The organism is Kitasatospora sp. NPDC002965 (assembly GCF_040611255.1).
In the GTDB taxonomy this organism is placed as follows: domain Bacteria; phylum Actinomycetota; class Actinomycetes; order Streptomycetales; family Streptomycetaceae; genus Kitasatospora.
The window spans coordinates 1-22,701 of sequence record NZ_JBEXNT010000149.1 but is presented as its reverse complement, the minus strand read 5'-3'; the positions used below and the strand labels follow the sequence as shown (position 1 = coordinate 22,701).

General features: G+C 75.5%; 17 protein-coding genes and 2 pseudogenes. 6 read left to right on the top strand and 13 right to left on the bottom strand.

Annotation, left to right across the window (positions count from 1 at the left end; genetic code table 11):
• From ABZY91_RS36085 to ABZY91_RS36075, 3 genes and pseudogenes are all read left to right on the top strand, one after another.
• Positions 1-445 (top strand): annotated as a pseudogene (locus ABZY91_RS36085) (hypothetical protein); the annotation flags it as partial.
• Entirely contained in the window at positions 438-2,027 is a 1,590-nt protein-coding gene (locus ABZY91_RS36080) for an LCP family protein (protein WP_355407724.1), read from the top strand. The pseudogene ABZY91_RS36085 and the gene ABZY91_RS36080, both read left to right, overlap by 8 nt.
• Before the next feature lie 96 nt (positions 2,028-2,123).
• Positions 2,124-3,110, top strand: coding sequence for an endonuclease/exonuclease/phosphatase family protein (locus ABZY91_RS36075; protein WP_355407722.1), 987 nt, complete (start codon positions 2,124-2,126; stop codon positions 3,108-3,110).
• Here the strand turns inward: ABZY91_RS36075 and ABZY91_RS36070 are convergent.
• Complete coding sequence (locus ABZY91_RS36070; protein WP_355407720.1) at positions 3,100-4,377, bottom strand: MFS transporter; 1,278 nt, start codon at positions 4,375-4,377, stop codon at positions 3,100-3,102. The genes ABZY91_RS36075 and ABZY91_RS36070 overlap by 11 nt on opposite strands.
• A 193-nt stretch (positions 4,378-4,570) precedes the next feature.
• Between ABZY91_RS36070 and ABZY91_RS36065 the strand changes: the two genes are divergently transcribed.
• Positions 4,571-5,014, top strand: a complete 444-nt coding sequence (locus tag ABZY91_RS36065) for a helix-turn-helix domain-containing protein (protein WP_355407718.1) — start codon at positions 4,571-4,573, stop codon at positions 5,012-5,014.
• Positions 5,015-5,086: 72 nt separating this feature from the next.
• On the opposite strand, the gene ABZY91_RS36060 is transcribed toward ABZY91_RS36065, so the two are convergent.
• A complete protein-coding gene (locus ABZY91_RS36060; RefSeq protein WP_355407716.1) occupies positions 5,087-6,385 on the bottom strand; it encodes a DUF6777 domain-containing protein in 1,299 nt (432 codons plus the stop codon).
• Between the two features lie 517 nt (positions 6,386-6,902).
• On the opposite strand from ABZY91_RS36060, the gene ABZY91_RS36055 reads away from it, so the two are divergent.
• Entirely contained in the window at positions 6,903-8,279 is a 1,377-nt protein-coding gene (locus ABZY91_RS36055) for a streptophobe family protein (RefSeq protein WP_355407714.1), read from the top strand.
• Positions 8,280-8,351: 72 nt separating this feature from the next.
• Here the strand turns inward: ABZY91_RS36055 and ABZY91_RS36050 are convergent, their stop codons facing one another.
• From ABZY91_RS36050 to ABZY91_RS36040, 3 genes are all read right to left on the bottom strand, one after another.
• Positions 8,352-9,368 (bottom strand): serine/threonine-protein kinase, encoded by a 1,017-nt coding sequence (locus tag ABZY91_RS36050; protein WP_329951910.1) that lies wholly within the window; start codon positions 9,366-9,368, stop codon positions 8,352-8,354.
• 428 nt (positions 9,369-9,796) lie between these two features.
• Positions 9,797-10,390, bottom strand: a complete 594-nt coding sequence (locus ABZY91_RS36045; protein WP_355407712.1) for a hypothetical protein — start codon at positions 10,388-10,390, stop codon at positions 9,797-9,799.
• A gap of 87 nt (positions 10,391-10,477) precedes the next feature.
• On the bottom strand, positions 10,478-12,841 hold the full coding sequence (locus tag ABZY91_RS36040) for an FHA domain-containing protein (protein WP_329881253.1): 2,364 nt from the start codon (positions 12,839-12,841) through the stop codon (positions 10,478-10,480).
• Between the two features lie 240 nt (positions 12,842-13,081).
• On the opposite strand from ABZY91_RS36040, the gene ABZY91_RS36035 reads away from it, so the two are divergent.
• The gene (locus ABZY91_RS36035; protein WP_355407709.1) at positions 13,082-14,431 is read left to right on the top strand and encodes an acyltransferase; all 1,350 of its coding nucleotides are present in this window, start codon (positions 13,082-13,084) and stop codon (positions 14,429-14,431) included.
• 73 nt (positions 14,432-14,504) lie between these two features.
• Here the strand turns inward: ABZY91_RS36035 and ABZY91_RS36030 are convergent, their stop codons facing one another.
• From ABZY91_RS36030 to ABZY91_RS35995, 8 genes and pseudogenes are all read right to left on the bottom strand, one after another.
• A complete protein-coding gene (locus ABZY91_RS36030; protein ID WP_329881251.1) occupies positions 14,505-15,467 on the bottom strand; it encodes a transketolase C-terminal domain-containing protein in 963 nt (320 codons plus the stop codon).
• Positions 15,464-16,450, bottom strand: a complete 987-nt coding sequence (locus tag ABZY91_RS36025; RefSeq protein WP_329951855.1) for a thiamine pyrophosphate-dependent dehydrogenase E1 component subunit alpha — start codon at positions 16,448-16,450, stop codon at positions 15,464-15,466. The genes ABZY91_RS36030 and ABZY91_RS36025 overlap by 4 nt, the downstream gene beginning before the upstream one ends.
• Entirely contained in the window at positions 16,447-17,361 is a 915-nt protein-coding gene (locus tag ABZY91_RS36020) for a phytanoyl-CoA dioxygenase family protein (protein WP_329881247.1), read from the bottom strand. The genes ABZY91_RS36025 and ABZY91_RS36020 overlap by 4 nt, the downstream gene beginning before the upstream one ends.
• Before the next feature lie 44 nt (positions 17,362-17,405).
• The gene (hppD, locus tag ABZY91_RS36015; protein WP_355407706.1) at positions 17,406-18,416 is read right to left on the bottom strand and encodes a 4-hydroxyphenylpyruvate dioxygenase; all 1,011 of its coding nucleotides are present in this window, start codon (positions 18,414-18,416) and stop codon (positions 17,406-17,408) included.
• A gap of 149 nt (positions 18,417-18,565) precedes the next feature.
• Positions 18,566-19,843 (bottom strand): beta-ketoacyl-[acyl-carrier-protein] synthase family protein, encoded by a 1,278-nt coding sequence (locus tag ABZY91_RS36010; RefSeq protein WP_329881243.1) that lies wholly within the window; start codon positions 19,841-19,843, stop codon positions 18,566-18,568.
• Complete coding sequence (locus ABZY91_RS36005) at positions 19,840-21,477, bottom strand: class I adenylate-forming enzyme family protein (protein ID WP_355407704.1); 1,638 nt, start codon at positions 21,475-21,477, stop codon at positions 19,840-19,842. The genes ABZY91_RS36010 and ABZY91_RS36005 overlap by 4 nt, the downstream gene beginning before the upstream one ends.
• A 164-nt stretch (positions 21,478-21,641) precedes the next feature.
• Entirely contained in the window at positions 21,642-22,157 is a 516-nt protein-coding gene (locus ABZY91_RS36000; RefSeq protein ID WP_355407702.1) for a hypothetical protein, read from the bottom strand.
• Positions 22,154-22,701: pseudogene (locus ABZY91_RS35995) on the bottom strand (beta-ketoacyl-[acyl-carrier-protein] synthase family protein); the annotation flags it as partial. The pseudogene ABZY91_RS35995 and the gene ABZY91_RS36000, both read right to left, overlap by 4 nt.

The following is a 22,701-nucleotide window of genomic DNA, read 5'->3' as shown; positions in this document are numbered from 1 at the left end:
GGCCGGAGCCGTGCTGGGTGCCGCTGCGGCGGCCGCACTCTGCGGCCGGGCCGGGGGCTGGTGGGTGGTCACGGCCGCGCCGCCGGTGGCGCTGGCGTCGCGGGCGGCCACCGCCTACCTGGCCGACCGGGACGCGTACCAGGGGAAGGCGCTCGCCTCGGCGGCCGTGCGCTGGGTGGTCGGCGCGTTCCCCGCGATGGGGGCGGCGGCCGTGGCCGCGCTCCTGGTCCTCGCCGTGCGGGCGGTCCGCGCCCGGCGCACCGGCCCGGCCCCGGACGGCCGGGTCGCCCGCGACCGGCGCCGCAGACGCGGATCCCGCCCCGATCCCCGCCCCGATCCGCGCCCCGATCTCCGCCCCGGCGGCGCCCGGCCCTCCGGCGCGGGTGCCCGCGAAGCCGGGGCCCGGGGCACCCGAACTCCCGACCGGAGGAACCGTCGTGGCTGATCCCCGCACCGGGCCGCTGACCGTCGTCGGCCGCGCGCTCGCCGCCACCGTCTCGGCGGCCGTGCTCGGCGCGAGCGGCCTCGTCTGGTACGAGTACCGCCAACTGGACGGCGGCATGGTCAAGTCGGGCGCGCTGGCGGAGGCGCGGAGGAACGCGCCGCCGCGCCTCGACAGGTCCGTCAACCTGCTGCTCATCGGCCTCGACAGCCGCAAGGACATGGACGGCAACGACCTTCCCAAGGAGTTCGTCGAGGAGGAGCTGCACGCCGGGTCCAGCGAGATCGGCGGGTACAACACCAATGCCCTGATCGTCCTGCACATACCGGCCGACGGCGGCAAGGTGACGGCGCTCTCCGTCCCGCGCGACGACTACGTGCAGACCGTCGGTGCGGACGGCCGGATGCACAAGATCAAGGAGGCGTACGGCATCGCCAAGGGGGCCGCCGAGCAGCGGCTCGGGGGCAGGGGGCTCTCCAGGTCCGAGCTGGAGCGGCAGAGCCGGGAGGCGGGCCGGTCGGCCACCGTCCAGACCGTGCAGGCGTTCCTCGGCGTCCCGATCGACCACTTCGCCGAGGTCAACCTGATCGGCTTCTACGACATCGCCAAGGCGGTCGAGCCGATCCAGGTCTGCCTCAACAACCCGGTCGACGACCCGATCGTGGCCCGGACCGCCAACCACGAGGGCGGCGGTACCGGGCTCAGGCTGCCCGCCGGTATCAGCTCGCTCGATGCCCGGCAGGCGCTCTCCTTCGTCCGGCAGCGCCACCACCTGACCAACGGCGACCTCGACCGGACCCACCGCCAGCAGGCCTTCCTCTCCTCGGTCGTGTACAAGCTCAAGCAGCAGGGCGTCATCGGTGACCTCGGGCAGCTCCAGCGGCTGTTCGACGTGGTGAAGAAGGACGTGGTCATCGACGACCGGTGGAACCTGCTGGACTTCGCGCAGCAGGCGCCCGACCTGACCGGTGGCAACGTCGAGTTCAACACCCTGCCGATCACCGGGTTCAAGAACATCGGCGGCCAGGAGGTCAACACCGTCGACCCGGAGCAGATCAGGCGGATCGTCAAGCAGCTGTTCGGCCACGAGCCGCCGCCCCCGGCACCGGCCCCGGCGCCCGCCGCAGGGCCGGCCGGCACGTCGACCGCGCCGGAGACCCCTGCGCCGCCGGCGAAGGAACGGGCCACCGTCGACGTCTACGGGGTGAGTGCCGCCGCCGCGTCGGCGGAGTCCGAGGCCCTCGCCGAACTCGGCCACCCGGCGGGGAAGACGGCCGGGAGCCCGGCGGCCGGGCGGGCGAAGGCCACCACGGTCGGCTACGGCACCGGCGCGAAGGCCGAGGCCGAGCGGGTCGCGGCCCGCTACGGCGTCACCCCCACGGCCTCCGCCGCCGCTCCGGCCGGTCACGTGGTCGTCACGCTCGCCCGCACCTCCGGCGCGACGCCCGGCCCCACCTCCGGTGCCGCGCCCGGTGGTTCCTCCGCCGGACCGGCACCCGCGGGCACCCCGGCCGCCGGACCCGCCCCCGAACCGCCCATGCAGGGCCCCGCCGTGCGGGCCGGTGGCATCCCCTGCGTCGACTGAGGACCCCGGCGCCTGGGCGCTCCGCGCCCGGGCGCCCCGGGAACCGCCGGGAATCCGGGGGCGTCTTCCGGCGGAGTCGAGGGGCGGGAGTGACGCATGGGACGGACGGTGCCGGGCCCGGGCCGGTGGGGCCGCGTACGACGGGTGCTGAGGGGACTCTGCGCCGCCGCACTCGCGGTGCCGGCGGGCCTGGTCGTGGTCCGGCTGGCCGGGTGGGACGACGGAACGGCGCTGTCGCTCGTGGTGGTCGGCCTGCCGCACGCGGCGCTCGGCACGCTCGTGGTGCTGGGGGCGCTGCTGGCGCTGCGCTCGTGGTGGGCGGTGGCGGTCGCCGGGTTGCTCGTCGCCGTGCAACTCTGCTGGCTGGTACCGAGGTTCGTACCGGACGGCGGTTCGGTCCCGGCCGACGCGCCGCGGTTGCGAGTGGCGACCAGCAACGCCTACATGGGTCAGGTGGACACCGACGAGCTGGTCCGGCTGGTCCGTGAGCAGCGGGTCGACGTCCTCGCGGTCGAGGAGCTGGGCCCGCGTGCCGCCGCCGGGCTGGACCGGGCGGGCATCGCCGAGGTGCTGCCGTACCGGGAGGTGCGGCCCGGCCGGGACACCGCCGTCTACTCGCGGCTCCCGCTGACCCCGCTGGACGGTGCGGCCTCGGCGGCGGCCCGTGACCAGGTGGCCGTCGACGTGGCGGTCGGCGGCCGGACGGTCCGGCTGACGGCGGTGCACACGTACTACCCGCTGGGTGACGCGGGCCGCTGGGCGGAGGACTTCGACGAGCTGCGGGCGGCGGCCGACGGTGCCACCCGCAACGCCGTCCTGCTGGGCGACTTCAACGCGAGCCTCGACCACGCGCCGATGCGTGACCTGCTCGGCACGGGTCTCACCGACACCCATGCCGAGCTGGGTCGCGGCGGCTCGCCCACCTGGCCGGAGTCCAACGCGGACTTCCCCTACCTGTGGCCGGTGATCCAGATCGACCACGTCCTGCACGGGGACGGGTTGCGTGCGGTGTCGGTGGCGGAGCACACCGTCCGCGGCGCCGACCACCGGGCGGTGGTGGCGGAGCTGGCCGTCACGGGCTGACGCGGCCACCGGTGTCCGCCGGCTGCCGCGGGGTGGTGACCCGCCAGTGGACGAGTGCGAGCAGGCTGATCAGGCTGCCCAGACCGCACACCGCCGTCCAGCCGCCGTGCTCGTACACCAGGGTGGAGGCGATCGCGCCGAGGCCGCAGCCGGCCGAGTAGAACAGCATGTAGCCGGCGGTCAGCCGGCTCTGCGCCTCGGGCCGGACCCGGTAGAGCAGGTGCTGGTTGACCACGTGCACGGACTGCAGGCCGTAGTCGACGACCACCAGGGCGAGCACCAGCCACCACACCGAGTGCGGCAGCAGCACGGCCGGCAGCCAGGAGACCAGCATCGCGGTGAGCCCGATGGCCAGGGTCCGTTCGGCGTGGCCCCGGTCGGCCCGGCGTCCGGCGCGGCCCGCCCCGAGTGCGCCGGCCGCGCCGGCCAGGCCGAGGAGCCCGATCTCGGTGTGGCTGAGGTCGAACGGTGGGGCGGCGAGGGGCAGCACCATCGGCGTGAGCAGGACGGTGACGGCCGTGAAGGTCAGCAGCGCGAGCCCGGCGCGGGCCCGGAGCACGGGCTCCCGGGCGAACAGGGTGAAGACCGAGCCGACCAGCCGCAGGTAGCCGATCCGTTCGGGGCGGCGCCGCCCGGCCGGGACGACGGCCGCCAGGACGGCGGCCATGACGCCGGTGGCGACGGCGGACACCACGTACACGGCGCGCCAGCCGGCCAGGTCGCCGATGGCGCCGGCGACGGTCCGGGCGAGCAGGATGCCGATCACGATGCCGCTGGTCACCGTCCCGACGGTGCGGCCCCGGTCGGCGGGGTCGGCGAGCGAGGCGGCGAGGGCGACCACCACCTGGGCGACCACGGCGAGCACGCCGACCGCCATGGACGCGAGGAGCATCAGCGGCGCGGAAGGGGCGAGGGCGACGGCGCCCAGCGCCACGACGGAGAGCCCGAGCTGGCCGACGATCAGGGGCCGGGGCGCGAGGCGGTCCCCGAGGGGTACGAGCAGCAGCAGCCCGACCGCGTAGCCGACCTGGGTGAGGGTGCCGACCAGGCCGATCGTGGAGCGGCCGATGCCGAGGTCGTCGGCGATCAGGTCGAGCAGCGGTTGGGAGTAGTAGACGTTGGCGACGGCGAGGCCGCCGGCGACGGAGAACAGCAGGGCGATGGCGGGGGAGAGCCGACGGGCGGGTGCGGAGGGGGCCGCAGCAGCGGCCGGAGCGGAGGTCCCGCGGGCGGTGCGGGCAGTGCGGGTGGTGTCGGGAGGGACCACGTGGACGGCTCCTGGGGGCGGGCGGGGGCCCGGACGCGGCCGGGCCCCATGCGGTTTCAATGTGCTACCACGCCACCCTGGCACAGTCTGGTTTCAATAAGCAACCGCGCGGGGATCCGTCGGCCGCGCGCTAGGGTTGCACGGTGAAACCCCGCCCCCGGGCGGAGGGAACCGCAGGTGAGAGGAGGCGCGCGTGCCCAGGCGCACCACGCACGAGGAGTCGTCCTGCCCGGTCGCCCGGCCGCTGGACGTCGTCGGCGACGGCTGGACGCTGCTGATCGTCCGCGACGCCTTCGACGGGCTGAGCCGGTTCGGTCAGTTCCAGAAGAACCTCGGACTGGCGAAGAACATCCTGTCCGCCCGCCTCGCCGGCCTGGTCGCCGGCGGGGTCTTCGAGACGGTCCCGGCCTCCGACGGCAGCCCCTACCAGGAGTACGTGCTCACCGAGAAGGGGCGCGCGCTGTTCCCCGTCGTCACGGCGCTGCGCCAGTGGGGCGAGCAGTACTTCTTCGAGAGCGACGAGCCCCGCGCCCGGCTGGTGGACCGCGTCGACGGCGCGCCGATCGCCCCGATCGAGGTCCGGGCGGCCGACGGCCGGATGCTCGGTCCGGACGACGCCGAGGTGCTGTTGCCGTAGCCCGGAACGAGGCCCGCCGTCGCCCGCCCGGTCGAGGGGCGGGTGACGGCGGGCCTCCGGCGGCCGGTCGGCTCAGCCGGCTTCCGGCGTCGGACAGGGCGGAAGCGTGGACGGCTGCGTGGTGGAACAGGTCGGCGTGACCGCCGCGGTCTGCTGCGCGGTGGCGGCCGTCGTGGTCGTGCCGGTGGCCGACCGGACGGCGGTGCTCGCCGTCGTGGTCGCCGTGGTCGCCGTCGCGGCGGACGTCACCGTCGACGGTGTCCCGCCGGCGGTCGTCGGCGCCGCGCTGGTCGGCGGCGCGGACGTGGTCGCCCCGGTGGAGGCGCTCGACGGAGTGGCCCCGGACGAGGTCGCCCCGGCGGTCGAGGCCGTCGCCGTACCCGAGGACGGCGTCGCGGTGGAGGCGGTCGCCGACCCGTTGGACGGCCCGGTGGACCCGGAGGTCGAACCCGACGGCGTCCCCGACGTCGCACCCGAGCCGGTCGCGGAACCGGACCCCGGGGTGGACGGCGAGGAGGACGGCGAGGTCGACGTGGAGCCGGAGCCCGACGGCCCGGTCGGCGTCATCGGGGCCGGCGGCGGGACACCCGGCGCCAGCGGACCGCGCGGCGGCTGGGCGGGCCGGTCGACGATCTCGATCTGCCCGGTCACCCGGACGAACCAGCCGCCGGTCACGACGTTCACCAGCAGGATCTCGGTCACCGGCTTGGGCGCCGGCACCACGACGACGGTGGCGGACGGCTGGAAGCCCGCCCAGGCCTTGCCGGTGTACTTCGCGTCGGACACCAGCGTCGGCGGCTTCAGCGGGTTGCCGCAGCCGCAGCGCACCCGGGGCACGCCCTGCGCGTCCACCAGGACCGACGTACCGGCCTGGAGCACGGACTGGTAGCCGACCGCCGCGCCGCCCTTGTACGCGTGGTTGGTCACCCGGGTGTCCACCCGCAGGAACGCCGGGGTCAGCGACCGCAGGTAGGCCGGGTTCTCGGACTGATCGATGCCCTGCGCGGACGCCCAGGCCCGGCCGCTGTCGCCGGTCGACGTCATCGAGACCAGCTTCTCCACGTCACAGTTCGGCTTGGACATCGTGCCCGCGTACAGGCCGGACGACGTCCCCTCGACGCTCTGGATGCCGGCCGGCGTCGTCGCGGCGGCGGTGCTTCCGGTGGTCGCCGCTCCACCCGTTCGGGTGGTGGCCGGCTGCGCGGGGGTGGAGGCCGGAGCCGGGGCCTGGACGCCCTCGGTCTCCACCGACGGGGTGAACGGAGCCGGTCCCGGGTCCTGCGGGGACTGCAGCGCGACCTCGTTGGCGGTCGGCACGGCGTCGTCCTGCTTGCCGCCGCTGTTGTTGTTGACGATCAGCACCGTCGCCACCACGGCCACCACGGCCGTGCCGGCGACCAGCGCGGCCTTGCGGCCCGAGCGCCACCACGGCGTCGGACGTCCCCCGGAGGGCCCGCCGGAGGCACCGGAGGGCGGTCCGGACGGGGGTCCGGGCGGTCCGGAGCGGCCGCCCGACGGCGGCCCGGAGAGCGGCCCGGACGGAGGTCCGGAGGGAGGTCCCGAGGGCGGGCCGGACGGAGGTGGTTGGGAACTCATCGAGGGCTCCGTTTCGCAGGCGGCCGGCGAGTCCGGTCGGCGCAGGAGGCTCCTGCCACTGGGATCCATTTCTCCCCCCGCTCCCGATCCGTCGCAACAGCAAGCCGTGGTCACCCGCGACCCGGCCGTCCGCGACCCGGCCGTCCGCGACCCGGTCACCCGCCGTCGCGGCGTCCGGAGCAACGGCCCGCGGCGCGGCCGGGCGGGCCGGCCGGTCCTGGGTCACCCTGGAGCGAGGCGCGCGGGGGTCCGGAGTCGTGGCGCGGGGGATCGGAGCCGTCAGGAGGCCCGCATGCAGCAGCAGGCCCGTCCGCACCCGGGGCGGCCCACCGGGGCCGCCGGGCCGCCCGGCGCCCTGCGCGGGTGGCTGGACGCGCTCGCGGTGGTCGCCGCGGGGTTCGCCGCGATGGCGGCGGTCGCCGCGCTCGGTCTCTGGGCGGCCGGTGCCGACGCCCTGCCCGGCGGCGGCTTCCCGTACGTGGTGGCCGCCGCGCTCGTGCTGGCGGTCGGCGGATCGGTCGAACTGGAGGGCGGCGCCGGGTTCTTCGCCTCGGTGGACGCCGGGATCACCGCCATGCCGCTCTCGGTCGGCCTGGTCGGCGCACTGGCCGTGGCCGAGGTGTTCCTGCGTCAGCTCCGGTTCCGGGCCGTGGCGGGCGGCGGCGAACTGGTCGGCCGGGCCGCCCGGACGGCGGTGGTCTGGCTGGTGGCGCTGGTCCTGCTCACCCTGGGGGCCCGGCACACCTTCGCCGTCCCGCTCGGCAACGACCTCGTCGAGGAGCTCGGCGGCGCCCTCGGTCTGTCGCCCGAGGTCGGCTTCCACGCCGACCCCGGTTCCACGCTCGGCCTCGGGCTGCTCTGGCTCCTCGTCGTGCTCGCGATCACCTTCGCGGTGTCCCGCCGCGCCCCGCTGCCGCGCGCCCTCGTCCCGTTCCAACAGGCCGTCCGGCCGGCCGCGTTCGCGATGCTGGCGGTGCTGTTCGGCTACGTGGCGCTCGGCCTGGTGGCCGCGGTCGGGACGGCGGTCGTGAACGGCAGCCCCCGGGAGATCGCCGCCGTCGTGCTGCTCGCCCTGCCCAACCTGGTCTGGATCGCCTTCGGCGTCGGCCTCGGAGCCGAGTGGAACGGCCACCTGAGCGGAGCGCTCGGCCTGCCGGTGCCCAAGCCGCTGGCCGCCGTGCTGCGCACCCCCGAGGGGCAGGACGGCACGGTGAGCCTCGGCACGCTCGCCGAGCAGGACGCGCGGGCGTGGTGGCTGCTCCCGCTCGCGGGGGTCCTGATGTTCGCGGCCGGTCTGCTGGCCGCCTACCGCTCGCCGCGCGGGGTCCGGCTCTGGCAGCACGCCGTCCGGTTGGCCGCGGCGGCGGCCGTCACCGTGCTGCTGGTCGGTGTCTGGACGCGCGTCTCGGCCGACTACGGGCTCTCCGTGCTGGGCGTCGGCCTCGGTGAGGGCGGCCTCGGCGACCTGCTGAGTTCCGTCCTGGGCCCGGAGGTCGGTGGTCCGGTCGGCCCGGCGGCCGCCCTGACCGGGGGGACGGTCGTGCTCAGCCCCGTCCTGTGGACGGCGGTGCCGCTGGCCGCCGGGTGGGGGCTGGTCGCCGGCTGGCTCGGCGGCCTCGTGGCGGCCCGGCTGAAGCGCCGGGGGCAGGCGCCCGGCGAGCAGCGGTAACGGCTGAAGCGCAGAGCCGGGGCGGGAACCGTCGGGAGCGCCGGGGCGGGACGGGTTACCCCGGCGTGCGGATCAGCGCGGCGGACGGACCACCGGGTCGGCCCAGGCGGGCGGCTCCGGGACGCCGGGAGCGGCACCCGCGTGCGGGCCGCCGTACGCGGTGCCCCCGTACGCGTCCGTCCGGTGGGTCGGGACCACCTGGGTCGGCGGTCCGGCCGCCGCCCACTGGCTCGCGGGCGGTCCCGCCCCCGGCAGGACGGTGGCTGCGGCGCGCAGCTCGGCCACGAACTGCAGGCAGCCGGCGTACCGCTCCCCGGGGGACTTGGCGAGCGACCGGGACACCACCTCGTCCACCGCGGCCGGCAGGTCGGGACGGTGGTCGCGCAGGGTCGGCGGCGGGTCGTTGAGGTGGGCCCAGAGGAGGGCGAGGTCGCTCTCGCGCCGGAACGGCGGCACCCCGGCGAGCATCTCGAAGACCACGCAGCCGAGGCCGTACTGGTCGCAGCGGCCGTCGAGCGGCCGGCCGGAGATCTGTTCGGGCGCGGCGTAGTCGAGGGTGCCGACGATCTGGCCGACGCCGGTCAGCCCGCTCAGCGAGAGCGACTTCTTGGTGAGGCCGAAGTCGGCCAGGTAGAGGTGCTCGGGGTGCTCGCTGTCCGTGCCGGCGGCGACCAGCACGTTGCCGGGCTTGACGTCGCGGTGGACCAGTTCGTGGTCGTGCGCGGCGTCCAGCGCGGAGGCGATCTGCAGGGCCAGCCCGGCCGCCCGGTCGACGGGGAACGGCCCGCCCCGCTTGATCAGACCGCGCAGGTCGCCGCCCTCGACGTAGCGCATCGCGATGAACAGGATGCCGTCGGCCTCACCCGCCTCGAACACCGGGATGATGTGCGGGTGGTCGATCGCGGCGGCGACCCGGGACTCGTGGATGAACCGCTGCCGGAACACCTCGTTGCGGGCCAGCTCGGGGGCGAGCAACTTGACCGCGACGGTGCGGCCGAGCCGCAGGTCCTTCGCGCGGTACACGACGGCCATGCCGCCGTGGCCGATCTCCGACTCCAGCCGGTAGCCGGCGACCCGGCGCCCGACCATGCCGGCCGGCAGGCTGGGCGGGCCGAAGTCGTCCCCGAAGTCGTCGTCGAGGTCGTCGAGGAGGTCGGGCCGCTCGGCGCGGACGCGTCGGGGGGCAGGGCCGCCGGTGCTGCCGGGGCCGTCACCGGGGCCGCCGCCGCGACCGGGGTCGTCACCGACGGCGGTCGGGGGCGGGGGCGGTGGTGGGGCCGGTGCGGGAGCTGCGTCCGGTGCGGCGGGCTCGACCGTCGGTGCGGGCCTGGCCGTGGGTGTCGCGGACGGCACGGGTGCGGGGGGAGGCGCGGGGGGCGGGTCGTCGGGCGGTGGCACGTTCGGCGTGGTGAGGGGCCCGCGGTCGGGTTCACGCTCGGGCGCGGGTCGGCCCCCGGGCCCGGGCGCGTCCGGTGCCGGCTCGTCCGGCGTGGGCCCGGGCCGGCCGGCCGGCGGGATCACAGCTCCACCGCCCGGGTGGGTTCGTACGTCCCGTCGTCCGGGGAGACCGGAGCGACCGGCGGGACCGGCGGGACCGGGGTCGAGGGTGTCGCCGGGGCCGCCGGATGCGGACGGTCGGTGGCGGTGTACGTCTGGAGCTGGAGGCCGTCGCAGTAGCACCAGCGGTCGTGCGCCGGGTCGTACACCCAGAGCGCCTCGCCGTCGATGACCAGGCCGATCCGCAGGCCGCGGGCCCGGTCCTGGAAGGTCCCCAGGTCGGCGCTGCCCGCCGCGAGGTCCTCCAGCATCGAGCGGTAGCGGGCCAGCCGGCCCTCCACCTCGGCGAGCGCGGGGCGCGGGTCGGCGGTGCGGGCGGGCGGGCCGGTCGCGCCGGGGGGCACACCGGGGAGGGAGACCAGCAGCCGGCCGTCCACCCAGGTGGTCCAGCCGTTGGAGCAGAGGACCTGTGCCCAGTCGCCCTCGCGGGCGATCAGCCGGACCGGCAGCAGCGGATCGAGCCGGGCGGTCGGCTGCGCCGGGTCGGGGGTGACCCAGCTGGCCAGGCCGTCCGGCGGGGCGACATGGGTGGGGCGGAACGCGAACTCGTCCATGGGCTCTCGTCCGTCTCTCGTCCGTCTCCCGGCTGTTTCCGCCGCTTTCCCTTGCTTCCCGGTTCCTCCGCCCGTCGCCTCCGTCCGCTACTTCCGCATGATCGTCGGTTCCTGCCTGCGCAGCAGGGCGAGCACGGCGACGGACAGCGCCGCCGCCAGCGCCACCAGCATGACCAGCGCGAACAGCCATCCGGTCCGGTCGTGCCGGAACAGCGGGTCGGCCGTGATCGTGGTCGGGAAGACGGCGTGCAGGTCGACGGTCCGGGCCATCGCGGACAGACCCCAGCGGGAGGGCACCAGCCAGGCGAACTGCTCCAGACCGGGTACCGCGTACAGCTTCAGCATGGCGCCGCTGAAGACGATCTGCACCACGGAGAGCAGCACCAGCAACGGCATGGTGGCCTCCTCCTTGCGGACCGTCGCCGAGACCAGCAGGCCGAGCATCATGGCGGAGAAGGAGAGCAGGGCGACCGCGATGATCAGCTCGACCAGCGGTGGCAGCAGGACCCCGGTCTCGACCTGGACGCCGTTGGGCAGGGTCGGGGTGAGGTCGACCCCGGCCAGGCCGACCACGGTGAGGACGGCGGCCTGCCCCACCGTGATCGTGCCCAGCACCACCACCTTGGAGACCAGGTAGGCGGAGCGGGACAGCCCGACCACCCGCTCCCGCTGGTAGATGGGCCGTTCCTTGACGATCTCGCGCACCGCGTTTGCGGAGCCCGTGAGCAGACCGCCGATGCAGAGCGTGAGCAGGCAGTTGAGCGCGTTGTCCGGGGAGAGCCGGGTGCCGGCCATCGCCCGGCACATCACGCCGATCAGGAACGGCAGGGCGATCATGACGGTCAGGAACAGCCGGTCGGCGGCGAGCACCGACGTGTAGCGGCGGATCAGCGTCCCCAGCTGGGAGAACCAGCCCTGCGGGGGCTCCGGTCCGGGCTGTCCGCCCGACGGCTCCTGCGGTACGGGCCGGGCGGGGGGCAGCGCCTCCGCCGAGACGTAGCGCCGGTAGAGCGGGGACTCGCGGAACCGGCGCTGCCAGGCCGCGTGGTCCTCGTTCTCGAACGCCTCGAAGGCCTCCGGCCACTCGGTGAACCCGAAGAAGTCGAGCGCCTCGTCGGGCGGGCCGTAGTAGGCGGTCCGCCCCCCGGGGGCGAGCACCAGCAGCCGGTCGCAGACGGCCAGGCTGAGGACGCTGTGGGTGACCACGACGACCGTGCGTCCGTCGTCGGCGAGGCCGCGCAGCATCTGCATCACGGAGCGTTCCATGCCCGGGTCCAGGCCGGAGGTGGGCTCGTCGAGGAAGAGCAGCGAGGGTTTGGTGAGCAGTTCGAGGGCGACGCTGACGCGCTTGCGCTGGCCGCCGGAGAGGCTGGAGATGACCAGGTCGGCCCGGCTGTCCAGGCCGAGCTCGTGGATCACCTCGGAGACCCGGGCCTCCCGTTCCTCCTTCGCGGTGTCGCCGGGGAAGCGCAGTTCGGCGGCGTAGGAGAGGGCGCGGCGGACGGTCAGCTGGGTGTGCAGGATGTCGTCCTGCGGCACCAGGCCGATCCGGCGGCGCAGTTCCGCGTAGTCGCGGTAGAGGTCGCGGCCGTCGTACAGGACGGTGCCCTCGTCGGCGGGGCGCAGCCCGGTGAGGGCGTTGAGCAGGGTGGACTTGCCGGCGCCGCTGGGGCCGGCCACCGCGAGCAGGGCCTTCTCGGCGAGCGGGAAGGAGACGTCGTCCAGCAGGACCCGCCGGTCGGCGCCGACCCGGACCACGAGGTTCTGCACGTTGAGCGAGATCTCGCCGGTGTCGGTGTACTCGACCAGCTCGTCGCCGGCGAGGCAGAGCGCGGAGTGGCCGATGCCGACGATGTCGGTCGGGCCGACCGGTGCCCGCTGGACGGGCTGGCCGTTGAGGTAGGTGCCGTTGTGGCTGCCGAGGTCGACGATCTCGTGGCCGCCGCCGGGCAGGGTGCGCAGCTCGGCGTGGTGCCGGGAGACCACGAGGTCGTCGAGCACGAGGTCGTTGTCGGTGGCCCGGCCGATCCGCACGCTGCGGTCGGGCAGCCGCAGGACGGCGCTCGGCCGGCGGAAGGTGCCGGAGGCCTGCGGGGCGACGAGCGAGGGGCGCTCGCCGGCTGCGGGTTCGGGCAGGCCCGCGAAGGTGGCGGACGGGCCGTCGGCGGCGTTGCCGAACCGCAGGCGGGTGCCGGGGCCGACGTCCTCGGACCGGATCCGGTGGTGGTCGGTGTAGGTGCCGTTGGTGCTGCCGACGTCCTCCAGCCGCCAGTGGCCGGCGGCGACGCTCAGCACGGCGTGGTGCCACGAGACCCGGGGGTCGTCGAGGACGATCTCGCTCGTCGGGTCGCGGCCGACGTGATACGCCCGGCGCGGGTCGAGCAGTCGCGAGTCCGTGCCGGTGACGAGTACCAGGGGCGGCGCCGAGGGCGCGCCTGGGCGCTCTCCCATGGTTCGGAGTCTAGTCCCGGGCGCCGTCCTCGGCCTGGTCACGGCCCGGCCGCGAGCCTCGCGCGGGCCCCGCGCGGGCCGCCCTGCCGGCCCCTGCCTGCGGCCGGCAGGGCGGGCCTCTCACGAATTGGACTGGACCACTGGATCAACACCGGTGCGCTGCCCTATCGTTCGGGGAGTGATCTGCACGGTCGTCCGGGTGGTCCGCACGGCTGTCCCCGCGAGCCCAGGGATGGACCCATGAGTGTCTGGCCACAGTTGAGCGAAACCCGGCTGGTCAGGGCCGGTTCGGCCCCGGGGACGGTGCTGCGCTGCGGGCTGGTCGACACCATGCTCGCCGACCTCTCGGTCTCCGTGGTGTTCTTCTTCGAACGCGCGCTGGACGAGGACCGGCTCGCCGCCGGACTGGCCCGCGCGCTGGCCCGGATCCCCGTGTTCGCGGGCCGACTCCACACCGTCGACGGGGTGTTGACGGCGGTCTGCGACGACTCCGGTGTCCCCCTGGAGAGTTACCGCGTCGACGGCACGCTCGCCGAGGCGATGGGGCGGGTGACCCTGCCCGGCGCCGATCTGGCCGACCCGGTCGACGCCCCGGCGGCCCGCACCGGCAAGGGGCCGCTGCTGACCGTCCGGGTCACCCGGACCGCCGACGGCGGCACCGTGCTCGGCTGCTCCTGGCATCACGCGATCGGCGACCTGCAGAGCTTCGCGCTGCTGCTGCGCGCCTGGTCGGCGGCGGTCGAGGGCGAGGAGCTGCCCGTCGCCGAACTGGTCGAGGACCAGGACGCGTTGCTCGACAAGGTCCTGCCCGCCGAGGACTGCGGCAGCCCCGGGTTCCGGCTGCCCGGCCCGGAGGAGAGTGCACTGCTGGCCCGCGAGGTGGCGGCCGGGCCGCGCGCCAACCGCACCGTCCAGCTGTACTTCGGCGACGCCGAGATCGCCCGGATGCGCGAGGAGTTCAGCGCCGCGGTCGGCCTGCGGGTCTCGGGCGGCGACGCCGTCTGCGCCCAGGTGGTGCACACCGTGCGGCAGTTGGACGGTGACACCGAGACGCGCACGCTGACCGTCCCGGTGAACGTGCGCCGGCCGCTCGGCCTGCCGGACTCCCTGCTCGGCAACCTGCTCGGCGACATCCACCTGCCGTACGCCCCCGCGGACGGCCCGGCGGTGCTCGCCGGGGCGCTGCGCTCGGCCGTGCTGGGCTACGCCGACCAGCACCTCAACCTGCGGTCCAACCTGCGCTTCCTGGAGGAGCTGGGGCGCCCCCGGCTGCAGGAGTGCGTCCCGCTCGGCTTCGACCCGGAGCACCGCCGGTTCAGCTTCTCCAACTGGAGCCGCTTCGGGCTGTACGAGGTGAGCTTCCAGGGGCAGCGGCCGGTGTTCTTCAGTCCGACCGCCAACTATCCGCTGCCGTGGGTCTCCTGGAGCGTCGAAGGGTTCCACGGGACCGGCCTGTTGACCACCGTGGTGCTTCCGGCCCGGCTGGCCGCGAAGCTGCGCGGAGACGCCGGCCGGGCCGCGCTGCACCGCTTCCGCGACCCGGCGGACGAGCTGCCGGCGCTGCTCGGGGCGGTACCCAAGGTGGTGTGACGAAGCGGGGGCGGCCACCGTGGCCGCCCCCGCTCCGCATCCCTGCCCGACCGTGTCCCGGTCGCCCGGACGCCTACTTCATGACGGCCCGTAGCGCGTGCCGCAGCTGCTCCCGGCCGGGCTGGAGGGCCCGGTCGAGGGCGGGTGCGAACGGCATCACGGTGCCGTCCGGACGGGTGACCCGTCGCGGTGGCGCGATGAGCCGGAACTCCTCGGCGGCGGTGGCCAGGACCTCCGCGCCGATGCCGCAGCTGCGGTTGGAGTCGTCGATCACGACCAGCCGCCCGGTGCGCTCCAATGACTCGCCGAGTGCGGGCCAGTCGAAGGGGTACAGCGTGCGCGGGTCGAGGACCTCCACCGAGATCTCGTCGGCCAGCTCCTCGGCGACCGCCAGCGCGTCGTGCACCAGGTGGCCGACGGCGACCAGGGTGACGTCCGTGCCGGGCCGGTGCACCCGGGCGGTGCCGAGCGGGATCGGTGCCAGCTCCCAGGTGACCGTCTCCCGGACCGGCAGGGCGGCGGCGGGGGCGAAGACCACGACCGGGTCCGGGTCGCGGACCGCCGAGCGCAGCAGCCCGTAGGCGTCGGTCGGGGTGGCCGGCACGACCGTCTTGACCCCGGCGTGCGCGAACAGGCTGTACGGGTGGTCGGAGTGCTGCCCCGCCCAGCCGTCCCGGGAGCCGGATCCGGGGACCAGGCAGGTCAGCGGGACGCTCGCCTGGCCGCCGGTCATCAGCGAGAACTTGTGGGCCTGGTTGACGAGTTGCTCGAAGACCAGGAACAGCAGCGAGGGGATCTGGAACTCCAGCACCGGCCGCCGCCCGGCCAGTGCCGCCCCGACGGCCATCGCGGTGAAGGCCTGCTCGGAGAGCGGGGTGTCGACGATCCGCTCCGGCCCGAACCGGTCCAGCAGCCCGAGGGTCGGCCCGGCCATGCCGGCGCCGATGTCCTCGCCGAACACGCAGACCGCCGGGTCCTCGGCCAGCTCGTCGGCCAGCGCCCGGTTGAGTGCCTTGGTGTAGGAGAGCCGGGTCATGTCACCGCCCCCGCCCGGGGACGCAGCCCGGAGGCGTACAGGTGGTCGGCCGCGCCGGCCGGGTCCGGGTGCGGCGAGTCGAGCGCGAACCGCTCGGCCGCCGCCAGCTCGGCGGTCACCTCGGCGTCGAGTTCGGCCGCCCGGTCGGCGCCGATCGCGGCGGCGGCCCGGGGGAGCGGGTCCTGCTCGCGCCAGGCGTCCACCTCCTCGGCGGACCGGTAGTTCAGTTTCATCCGGCGCTCCATGGTGTGGTGACCCTCGAACCGGTAGGTGCGGCACTCCAGGAACGCCGGTCCGCCGCCCTCCCGGGCCCGGGCGACCGCCTGTTCGGCGGCGGTCCGGACCGCCTCGGTGTCCATGCCGTCGACCGCGGCGGCCTGGATGCCGAAGGCGGTGGCGCGGCCGAGCGCGCTGCCGGCCACGGCCGTCTCGGCGGGCAGGGTGGTGGCGTAGCCGTTGTTCTCGCAGACGAAGAGCACCGGCAGGCGCCACATCGCGGCCAGGTTGAACGACTCCAGCAGCACGCCCTGGTTGAGCGCGCCGTCGCCGAAGAAGGCGACCGCCACCGTGGGCTCGCCGGCCTGCCGTGCGGCCCAGGCCGCGCCGACCGCGATCGGGGCGCCGGCGCCGACGATGCCGTTGGCGCCGAGGATGCCGAGCCGCAGGTCGGCGGCGTGCATCGAGCCGCCCCGGCCCCGGTTCAACCCGTCCACCCGGCCGGCCAGTTCGGCCAGCAGCCGGGCCGGGTCGACGCCCCGGGCCAGCACGTGACCGTGGCCGCGGTGGGTGGAGGTGAGCCGGTCGCCGGGCGCCAGTGCGGCGCAGACGCCGACCGCGACGGCCTCCTGTCCGATGTACGGGTGGATGCCGCCGGTGATGACGCCGGACTTGACCAGGCCGAGCGCCTGCTCCTCGAAGGAGCGGATCAGCCGCAGCATCCGGTACCGCTGCTCGGGTGTGTCGAGGGCGGCGGTCCCCGTCACAGGTCTCCCCGCCAGACCGTCGGGCAGATGTCCGGGTCGGCGTAGTCGGGCCGGCCGTCGGGGGTGCGGCGGACCACCACGTCGTGGTTGTAGACCACGGTCCCGCCGTCCGGCCGGGTGGCGCCGCGGTACTCGTTGGCGCCGTCCTGGAGGTGCAGCGAGACGGCCCGGCGCGGGAACGACGCCAGGTTGGGGCCGCTGCCGTGGTAGGTGCGGCAGTGGTGGAAGCTGACGTGCCCGCGCGGGATGTGCATCGGGACCTTCCGCACCTGCTGCCCGTTGTGCGCGGCGTTGGCGTCGAGGATGGCGTCCAGCTCGGAGCGGTCGCGGTCGGCGAAGTGCCGGGTGGAGTCCTCGCCGGAGGGCAGCTCCTGCCAGCGGTGGCTGCCGTCGACCATGGTGATGGTGCCGTTCTCCTCGCCGCACTCGTGGAACGGCAGGAAGGCGGTGAGCATCCGGTCGGAGCTCGACGTCTGCCAGTAGTGCTTGTCGAAGTGCCACGGCACCTGGTTGCTCGGCTCGCCCGGCACCGGGGGCTTGTAGATCAGGGTGGCCTGGAACACCCGGATCTCCTCGGCCTCGGCGAGCAGCGCGGCGACGGCACCGAGCAGCGGCTTGCGCAGGATCGCGCCGATCGCCTCGCTCTCGAAGTGCACGTAGTCGTTGTGCCGCTGGATCGGCCCGTGCGAGGGCTCCCAGGACGCGAGCTTCGGCGGGCGGACGGGCAGCTCGCGGTCGCGGTGGCCCTCGTAGTACTTCTCGGTGGCGGCCTGCAGGGTGTCCAGCTCCTCGTCGCTGAACAGCCGGCGGGACAGGTACCAGCCGTGCTCCAGGTAGCCGGCCACCTCCTCGGGGGTGGGCAGCAGAGCGCGTTCGGCCTCGGTGAGGTGGAACTCGGGTGCGGTGGTCACGGGTGGGGCCTCCTCTTTCTCTCGTGGCGGCTGCTCGTACGAACTCAGACGGAGGCGGCGGCGCGCTGCCGTTCGACGGCCTCGTACAGGGCCTTGATGTTGGCGGTGCCGAAGGTGCCGGCGCCCTGGCGCTCGATCAGTTCGAGGAAGAACGTGCGGCGCGGGTGGGTGGAGCGGGCGAAGAGCTGGAACAGCTGGCCGCCGTGGTCCTGGTCGACCAGGATGTCGAGCTCGCGCAGGGTGTCGACCGGGATGGCGGTGCCGCCGAGCCGCTCGGCGAGCGCGTCGTAGTAGGTGCCGGGGGTGGTGAGGAACTCGACGCCGCGGCCCCGGACGGTGCGCACGGCGGTGGCGATGTCGCCGGTGCGGAAGGCCAGGTGCTGGACGCCGGCGCCCTCGTGGTCGGCCAGGAAGGTGTCGATCTGGCCGGGGCGGCGGCTGGTGTCGGGCTCGATCAGGGTGAAGGTCACCTCGCCGGAGACGCTCTGCACCACGCTGGAGTCCATGGCCTGCTCGCCGACCTCGATGTACTCGCCGAAGATCCGGTGCATGCCGAGGGCCGCCTCGCAGAACCGCACCGCGGGGGCCAGCTCGCCGGCCGGAACGCAGATCGCGGCGTGGTCGAGGGCGTCCAGCAGTCGGCCGGCGGGCTCGTCGTGGTCCGCCGCGGGCTGCTCGGCCACGAACCGCAGGGAGGTGTCGCCGAAGCCGGCCACCAGGCCGCCGGCCCGGTCCAGCACGCGGGCGCCGTGGCGCTCGGCGCGCTCCAGGGCGGCCTGCGGGTCGGTGCAGCCGAGCGCGAGGGCCGCGACGCCCTCGCCGTGGCGGTCCACGTACCGGGCCACCGGGTGGGCCGGGTCGGTGGCGGAGCGCAGCAGGAAGCGGATGCCGCCCTGGCGCAGCAGGAGGGTGCGGGCGCCCTGGGACTCGGTCGTCGCGAGGTGGCCGGGCTCGGGCGGGATGCTGGTGAAGCCGTAGTCGGCGCAGAAGCCGGCCGCCGTGGCGTCGGCGTCGGCGCAGTGATACTCGACGTGGGTGATGGACTGGATGGACATCGGGATCTCCCCCCGGGGGGTGGCGAGTTGGCGAGTGGTCCGGCGCGGGTCGGGCGGCGCGGCGACGCTGCCGCGCCAGGGCCGGTCCGGCGGTTCCCGCCGCGCGCAGGACGCCGGGCGTCGGTGCGACGGGAACCTCCGGAGCGGCCCTACCTGGCGGACCGGGTGGAGGCGGGCTCGAAGACCAGGCTGAGGTTGTGCCCGCCGAAGGCGAAGGCGTTGCTCAGCGCGGCGCCGAGCGGGACGGTACGGGCCGAGCCCCGGACGTGGTCCAGTGCGCAGGCCGGGTCCGGCTCGGTGAGGTTGACGGTCGGCGGCAGCGTCCCCCGGGCCACCGCGAGTGCGGTGACCGCTGCCTCCAACGCGCCTGCGGCGCCCAGCAGATGGCCGGTGGAGCCCTTGGTCGAGCTGACCGCCGGGCCCTGGTCGCCGAAGACGGCGCGCAGCGCGGCGGTCTCGGCGACGTCGCCCAGCTTGGTGCCGGTGCCGTGGGCGTTGACGTAGCCGATGTCGGACGGCGCCAGGCCCGCGTTGGCGATCGCGGCACGCATCGCGTCGGCGGCGCCGGAGCCGTCCGGGCGCGGCATGGTCGGGTGGTGGGCGTCGGTGGAGGCTCCCCACCCGGTGAGGTCGGCGTAGCCGGCCGCGCCGCGGGCGTTCGCGTGCTCGGCGCTCTCCAGCACCAGGACCGCACTGCCCTCGCCGAGCACGAAGCCGTTGCGGCGGACGTCGAACGGCCGGCTGGCCTGCCCGGGATCGTCCCAACCGGAGGCCAGCGCGCGGGCGTTGGTGAACGCGGCGGCGATCGTCGGGTGCAGCGAGGACTCGCTGCCGCCGCACACCACCACGTCCGCGTCGCCGGCCCGGATCAGCCGCAGCCCCTCGGCGACGGCCTGGGCGCCGGCCGCGCACGCCGTGACGATGGCCGAACTGAAGCCCCGGATCCCGTGCTTGATGGCGATCCGGGCGGTGGCCATGTTGGAGAGCATGCCGGGCAGCAGGTACGGGCTGACGCCGGGCCGGCCGCGGTCGAGGCGGCGGTGCGACTGCTGCTCGAAGGTCTCCAGCCCGCCGCCGCCGGTGGCCAGCACCACGGCGGTGCGGTGCGGGTCGGAGTCCTGGCCGACCACCAGGCCGGCGTCGGCGAGCGCGTCGTCGGCGGCGGCGAGGGCGAGCAGCACGAACCGGTCCACGCAGCGGGTCTCGGTGGGCGGCAGCACCTCCCGGCCGTCGACGGCCGGGGCGACGCCGGCGGCGCTGAGCCAGCCGTGCGCGGAGTGGCCCTCGGGCAGCGCGCGGATTCCGGAGCGGCCGGCGATGAGCGCGTCGAAGACCTCGGCGGGCTTGCGGCCGACCGGGGTGACCAGGCCGATGCCGGTGACCACGGCGCCCGGGCGGCCGCCGGTGCGGGCGGCGCCGGCGCTCATCGGGCGTCCGCCGCGGCGGGGGCGGCCACCGAGTCGAGGTAGCGCTGCCGCAGCAGCACCTTGCGGACCTTGCCGGTCGGCCCGAGCGGGATGGCGTCGCCGGCCACCACCACGACCTGGCGGACGGTGGCCGCGGCGGCCTCGTCCAGGGCGGCGGTGACGGCCTTGGTCCGGTCGGCGGTCGGGTCGGCGTCGGCGGCCAGGATCAGCAGGACGTCGGTGACGACCTGCCCGCCGTCGCGGACCGCGACCACGGTGCAGTCCAGCACGTCGGGGCAGGCGGCCAGCACCCGCTCCTCCGACATCGCGGTGAACAGCCGCTTGCCGTCGCCGAGTTCGACCGAGTCGACGGCCCGGTCGACGTGGTAGTAGTAGCCCTCCTCGTCCCGGTACATCAGGTCGCCGGTGAGGAACCGGCCGCGCAGCCGGGTGCGGAAGGTGGTGGCGGAGTCGTTCCAGTAGCCGAGCGCCAGGGTCGGTGAGGTGGTGGCGAGTTCGCCGACCTCGCCCGGGCCGAGCGGCTCGCCGTCCGGGCCGACCAGCTCGCAGTCGACGAAGGCGTGCGGCCGGCCGACGCAGCGGCCGTACCGCTCGGTGCCGGGGCCGTGGGTGATGAAGAAGTGCGAGTGGCCCATCTCGGTGGAGCCGAGGCCGTCCACGAACAGCGAGCCGGGCAGCCGGACCCGGCCCTCGCGGGTGACGGACTCGCGGCTGCCGGCGGCGACCAGGCGGCGGATGTGCACCTCGTGGGCGCAGTCGCCGGTGTTCCACCAGAGCGCGACCGAGTCCAGCTCCCGTGCGGCCAGGTCGTGGTGGGCGAGGTCGGCCCAGGTCGCGGCGAAGCCGACGACACCGCTGGGCCGCCAGCTCTCGATCGCGTCCAGCACCCCGGCGCCGGACTGGCTGGAGAGCACGGCGAGCTGGGTGTGCGAGGCGAGCGCGAGGTTGACGGCGATCAGCGTGGCGGCGTGCGGGGCGGGCAGTGCGCTGAGCATCCGCTCCTGGCCCTGCGGGCGGGGCAGCCGGGCACGGTGGCGGATCGCCGCGTACAGGCTCGCGTGGGAGTGGACCACGGCCTTGGGCATGCCGGTGGTGCCGGAGGAGTGGGTGATCGCGACCGGGTCACCGGCCCAGTGCCGGTACGGCGCCGGGGCGGCCTCCGGGTCGCCGCTCCCGAGGGTGGAGATCTCCGGGAACGCGGGCGCGCCCGGGTCGTGACCGGCCAGGGCGTCGAGGTGCGGGGCGTCGGCGAGGATGCCGACCGGGCCCAGCTTGGCGATGTAGCGGGCGGCCCGCTCGCCGGGCAGGTTGGGGTTGAGCAGCGCGGGGATGGCGCCGAGGCGCGCCAGCGCGAGGAAGGAGAGCACGTGGTCGGCGGCGTCGCTCGCGTACACCACCACCGGGTCGCGCCGGCCGACGCCGAGCGCGTGCAGGGTCGCGGCCCTGGCGCGGACCGCGCGGTCCAGCTCGGCCACGGTGAAGGGCTGCCAGGCGGCGTGGTCGTCCACGGCGGTGTCGAAGGTCAGCAGCGGCTCGTCGAGGCCGAGGCCGAGGGCGAGCCGGCTGGTGAGGACATTGCCGGCGCCGACGGCCGGATCGTCCGCCAGAAGGGTGCGAATACTGCGGATGCTCACGGGGTGGATCCCTCCCGAGGTGCTGGGCGTGCTGAAGGTGCTGGGCGTGCTGCGGCGGGACGCGGCGGGTGGGGGACCGTTCGCGCCGGTGGAGCGCAGACGTGCGGGGGGTCGGTGGACGCGGTCGGGGGACGTGTTCGGGGTCGGTGGTGCGGGGGTCTGGCTCAGACGCCGGTGACCAGCAGTGCCACCGCCCGGTCGCTCTCGCGGGGGCCGTCGGCCTGTTCGGCGGCGATGACGAGCACCTGCTCGGCGTCGCCGTCCGCGAGGAGCAGTTCGGCCAGGTCGAGCGCGTCCTGCGGCACCCGGCCGGGTGGGCTCTCCTCCGGGCTGATCGCCACCACCGGGCCGGTCAGGCCCCAACGGGCGGCGATGTGGCCGAGGACGGCGTTCGGGTTGGACTGGAAGAAGAGCAACGGGGGCATCCGCCGCTCGGAGGCGGCGGCCTCGTCGATCGCACGGGCGGTGGCCCGGTCGCCGCCGGTGCTGGCCAGCAGCAGCGCGGTCCGGCCGGGGGCCGGGGCCGCGCCGTGGCGGGCGCGCAGGCAGCGGTCGGCCGTCTCGGCGACCAGCGGGTTGAACGAGGAGGCGGAGAAGCCGGGCAACGGCGGGAGCTGCTCGGGCGTCCCGGCCTCCGGGTCGGGCCAGACGGCCTCGGCGAGGATGCGCAGCGCGGTCATCGGGCGGCCACCAGGAGTGCGGTGTTGGCGCCGCCGAAGGCGGAGTTGAGGGTGAGCGCGTAGCGCGCCCGGGCGGTGCGCGGTCCGTCCAGCACGAGATCCAGTCCGATGTCCGGGTCGGGGCCCAGCCAGCCGGCGTTGACCGGCAGCAGACCCTCGTTCAACGCGCTGATGGTGACGACGAGTTCGAGCAGGGCCGAGGCTTCCAGCGCGTGTCCGTGGACGGCCTTGCTGGAACTGACCGGCAGCCGGGCGGCGTGCTCGCCGAACACCCGGCGCAGCGCGCTCGCCTCGGCCCGGTCGGCCAGCGGGGAGCCGGTGCCGTTGGCGTTGACGTAGCCGATCTCGGCCGGGGCGACCCCGGCCCGGGCGAGCGCCGCCTCGATGGCCCGGGCCGCGCCCTCGCCCTCGGGTTCGGGGCGGCAGACGTGGTGGGCGTCGCCGGTCCGGCCCCAGCCGGCCAGCCGGGCCAGCACGGGGGCGCCGCGCCGTTCGGCCTCCGGTTCGGCCTCGATGACGACGGCTGCCGCCGCGTCGCCGAGCA

Coding starts and splice junctions, on each gene's coding strand:
- ABZY91_RS36075 (WP_355407722.1), top strand. CDS start 2,124: ATGGGACGGACGGTGCCGGGCCCGGGCCGGTGGGGCCGCGTACGACGG.
- ABZY91_RS36055 (WP_355407714.1), top strand. CDS start 6,903: ATGCAGCAGCAGGCCCGTCCGCACCCGGGGCGGCCCACCGGGGCCGCC.
- ABZY91_RS36050 (WP_329951910.1), bottom strand. CDS start 9,368: ATGGTCGGGCGCCGGGTCGCCGGCTACCGGCTGGAGTCGGAGATCGGC.
- ABZY91_RS36045 (WP_355407712.1), bottom strand. CDS start 10,390: ATGGACGAGTTCGCGTTCCGCCCCACCCATGTCGCCCCGCCGGACGGC.
- ABZY91_RS36040 (WP_329881253.1), bottom strand. CDS start 12,841: ATGGGAGAGCGCCCAGGCGCGCCCTCGGCGCCGCCCCTGGTACTCGTC.
- ABZY91_RS36035 (WP_355407709.1), top strand. CDS start 13,082: ATGAGTGTCTGGCCACAGTTGAGCGAAACCCGGCTGGTCAGGGCCGGT.
- ABZY91_RS36030 (WP_329881251.1), bottom strand. CDS start 15,467: ATGACCCGGCTCTCCTACACCAAGGCACTCAACCGGGCGCTGGCCGAC.
- hppD (WP_355407706.1), bottom strand. CDS start 18,416: ATGTCCATCCAGTCCATCACCCACGTCGAGTATCACTGCGCCGACGCC.
- ABZY91_RS36010 (WP_329881243.1), bottom strand. CDS start 19,843: ATGAGCGCCGGCGCCGCCCGCACCGGCGGCCGCCCGGGCGCCGTGGTC.
- ABZY91_RS36000 (WP_355407702.1), bottom strand. CDS start 22,157: ATGACCGCGCTGCGCATCCTCGCCGAGGCCGTCTGGCCCGACCCGGAG.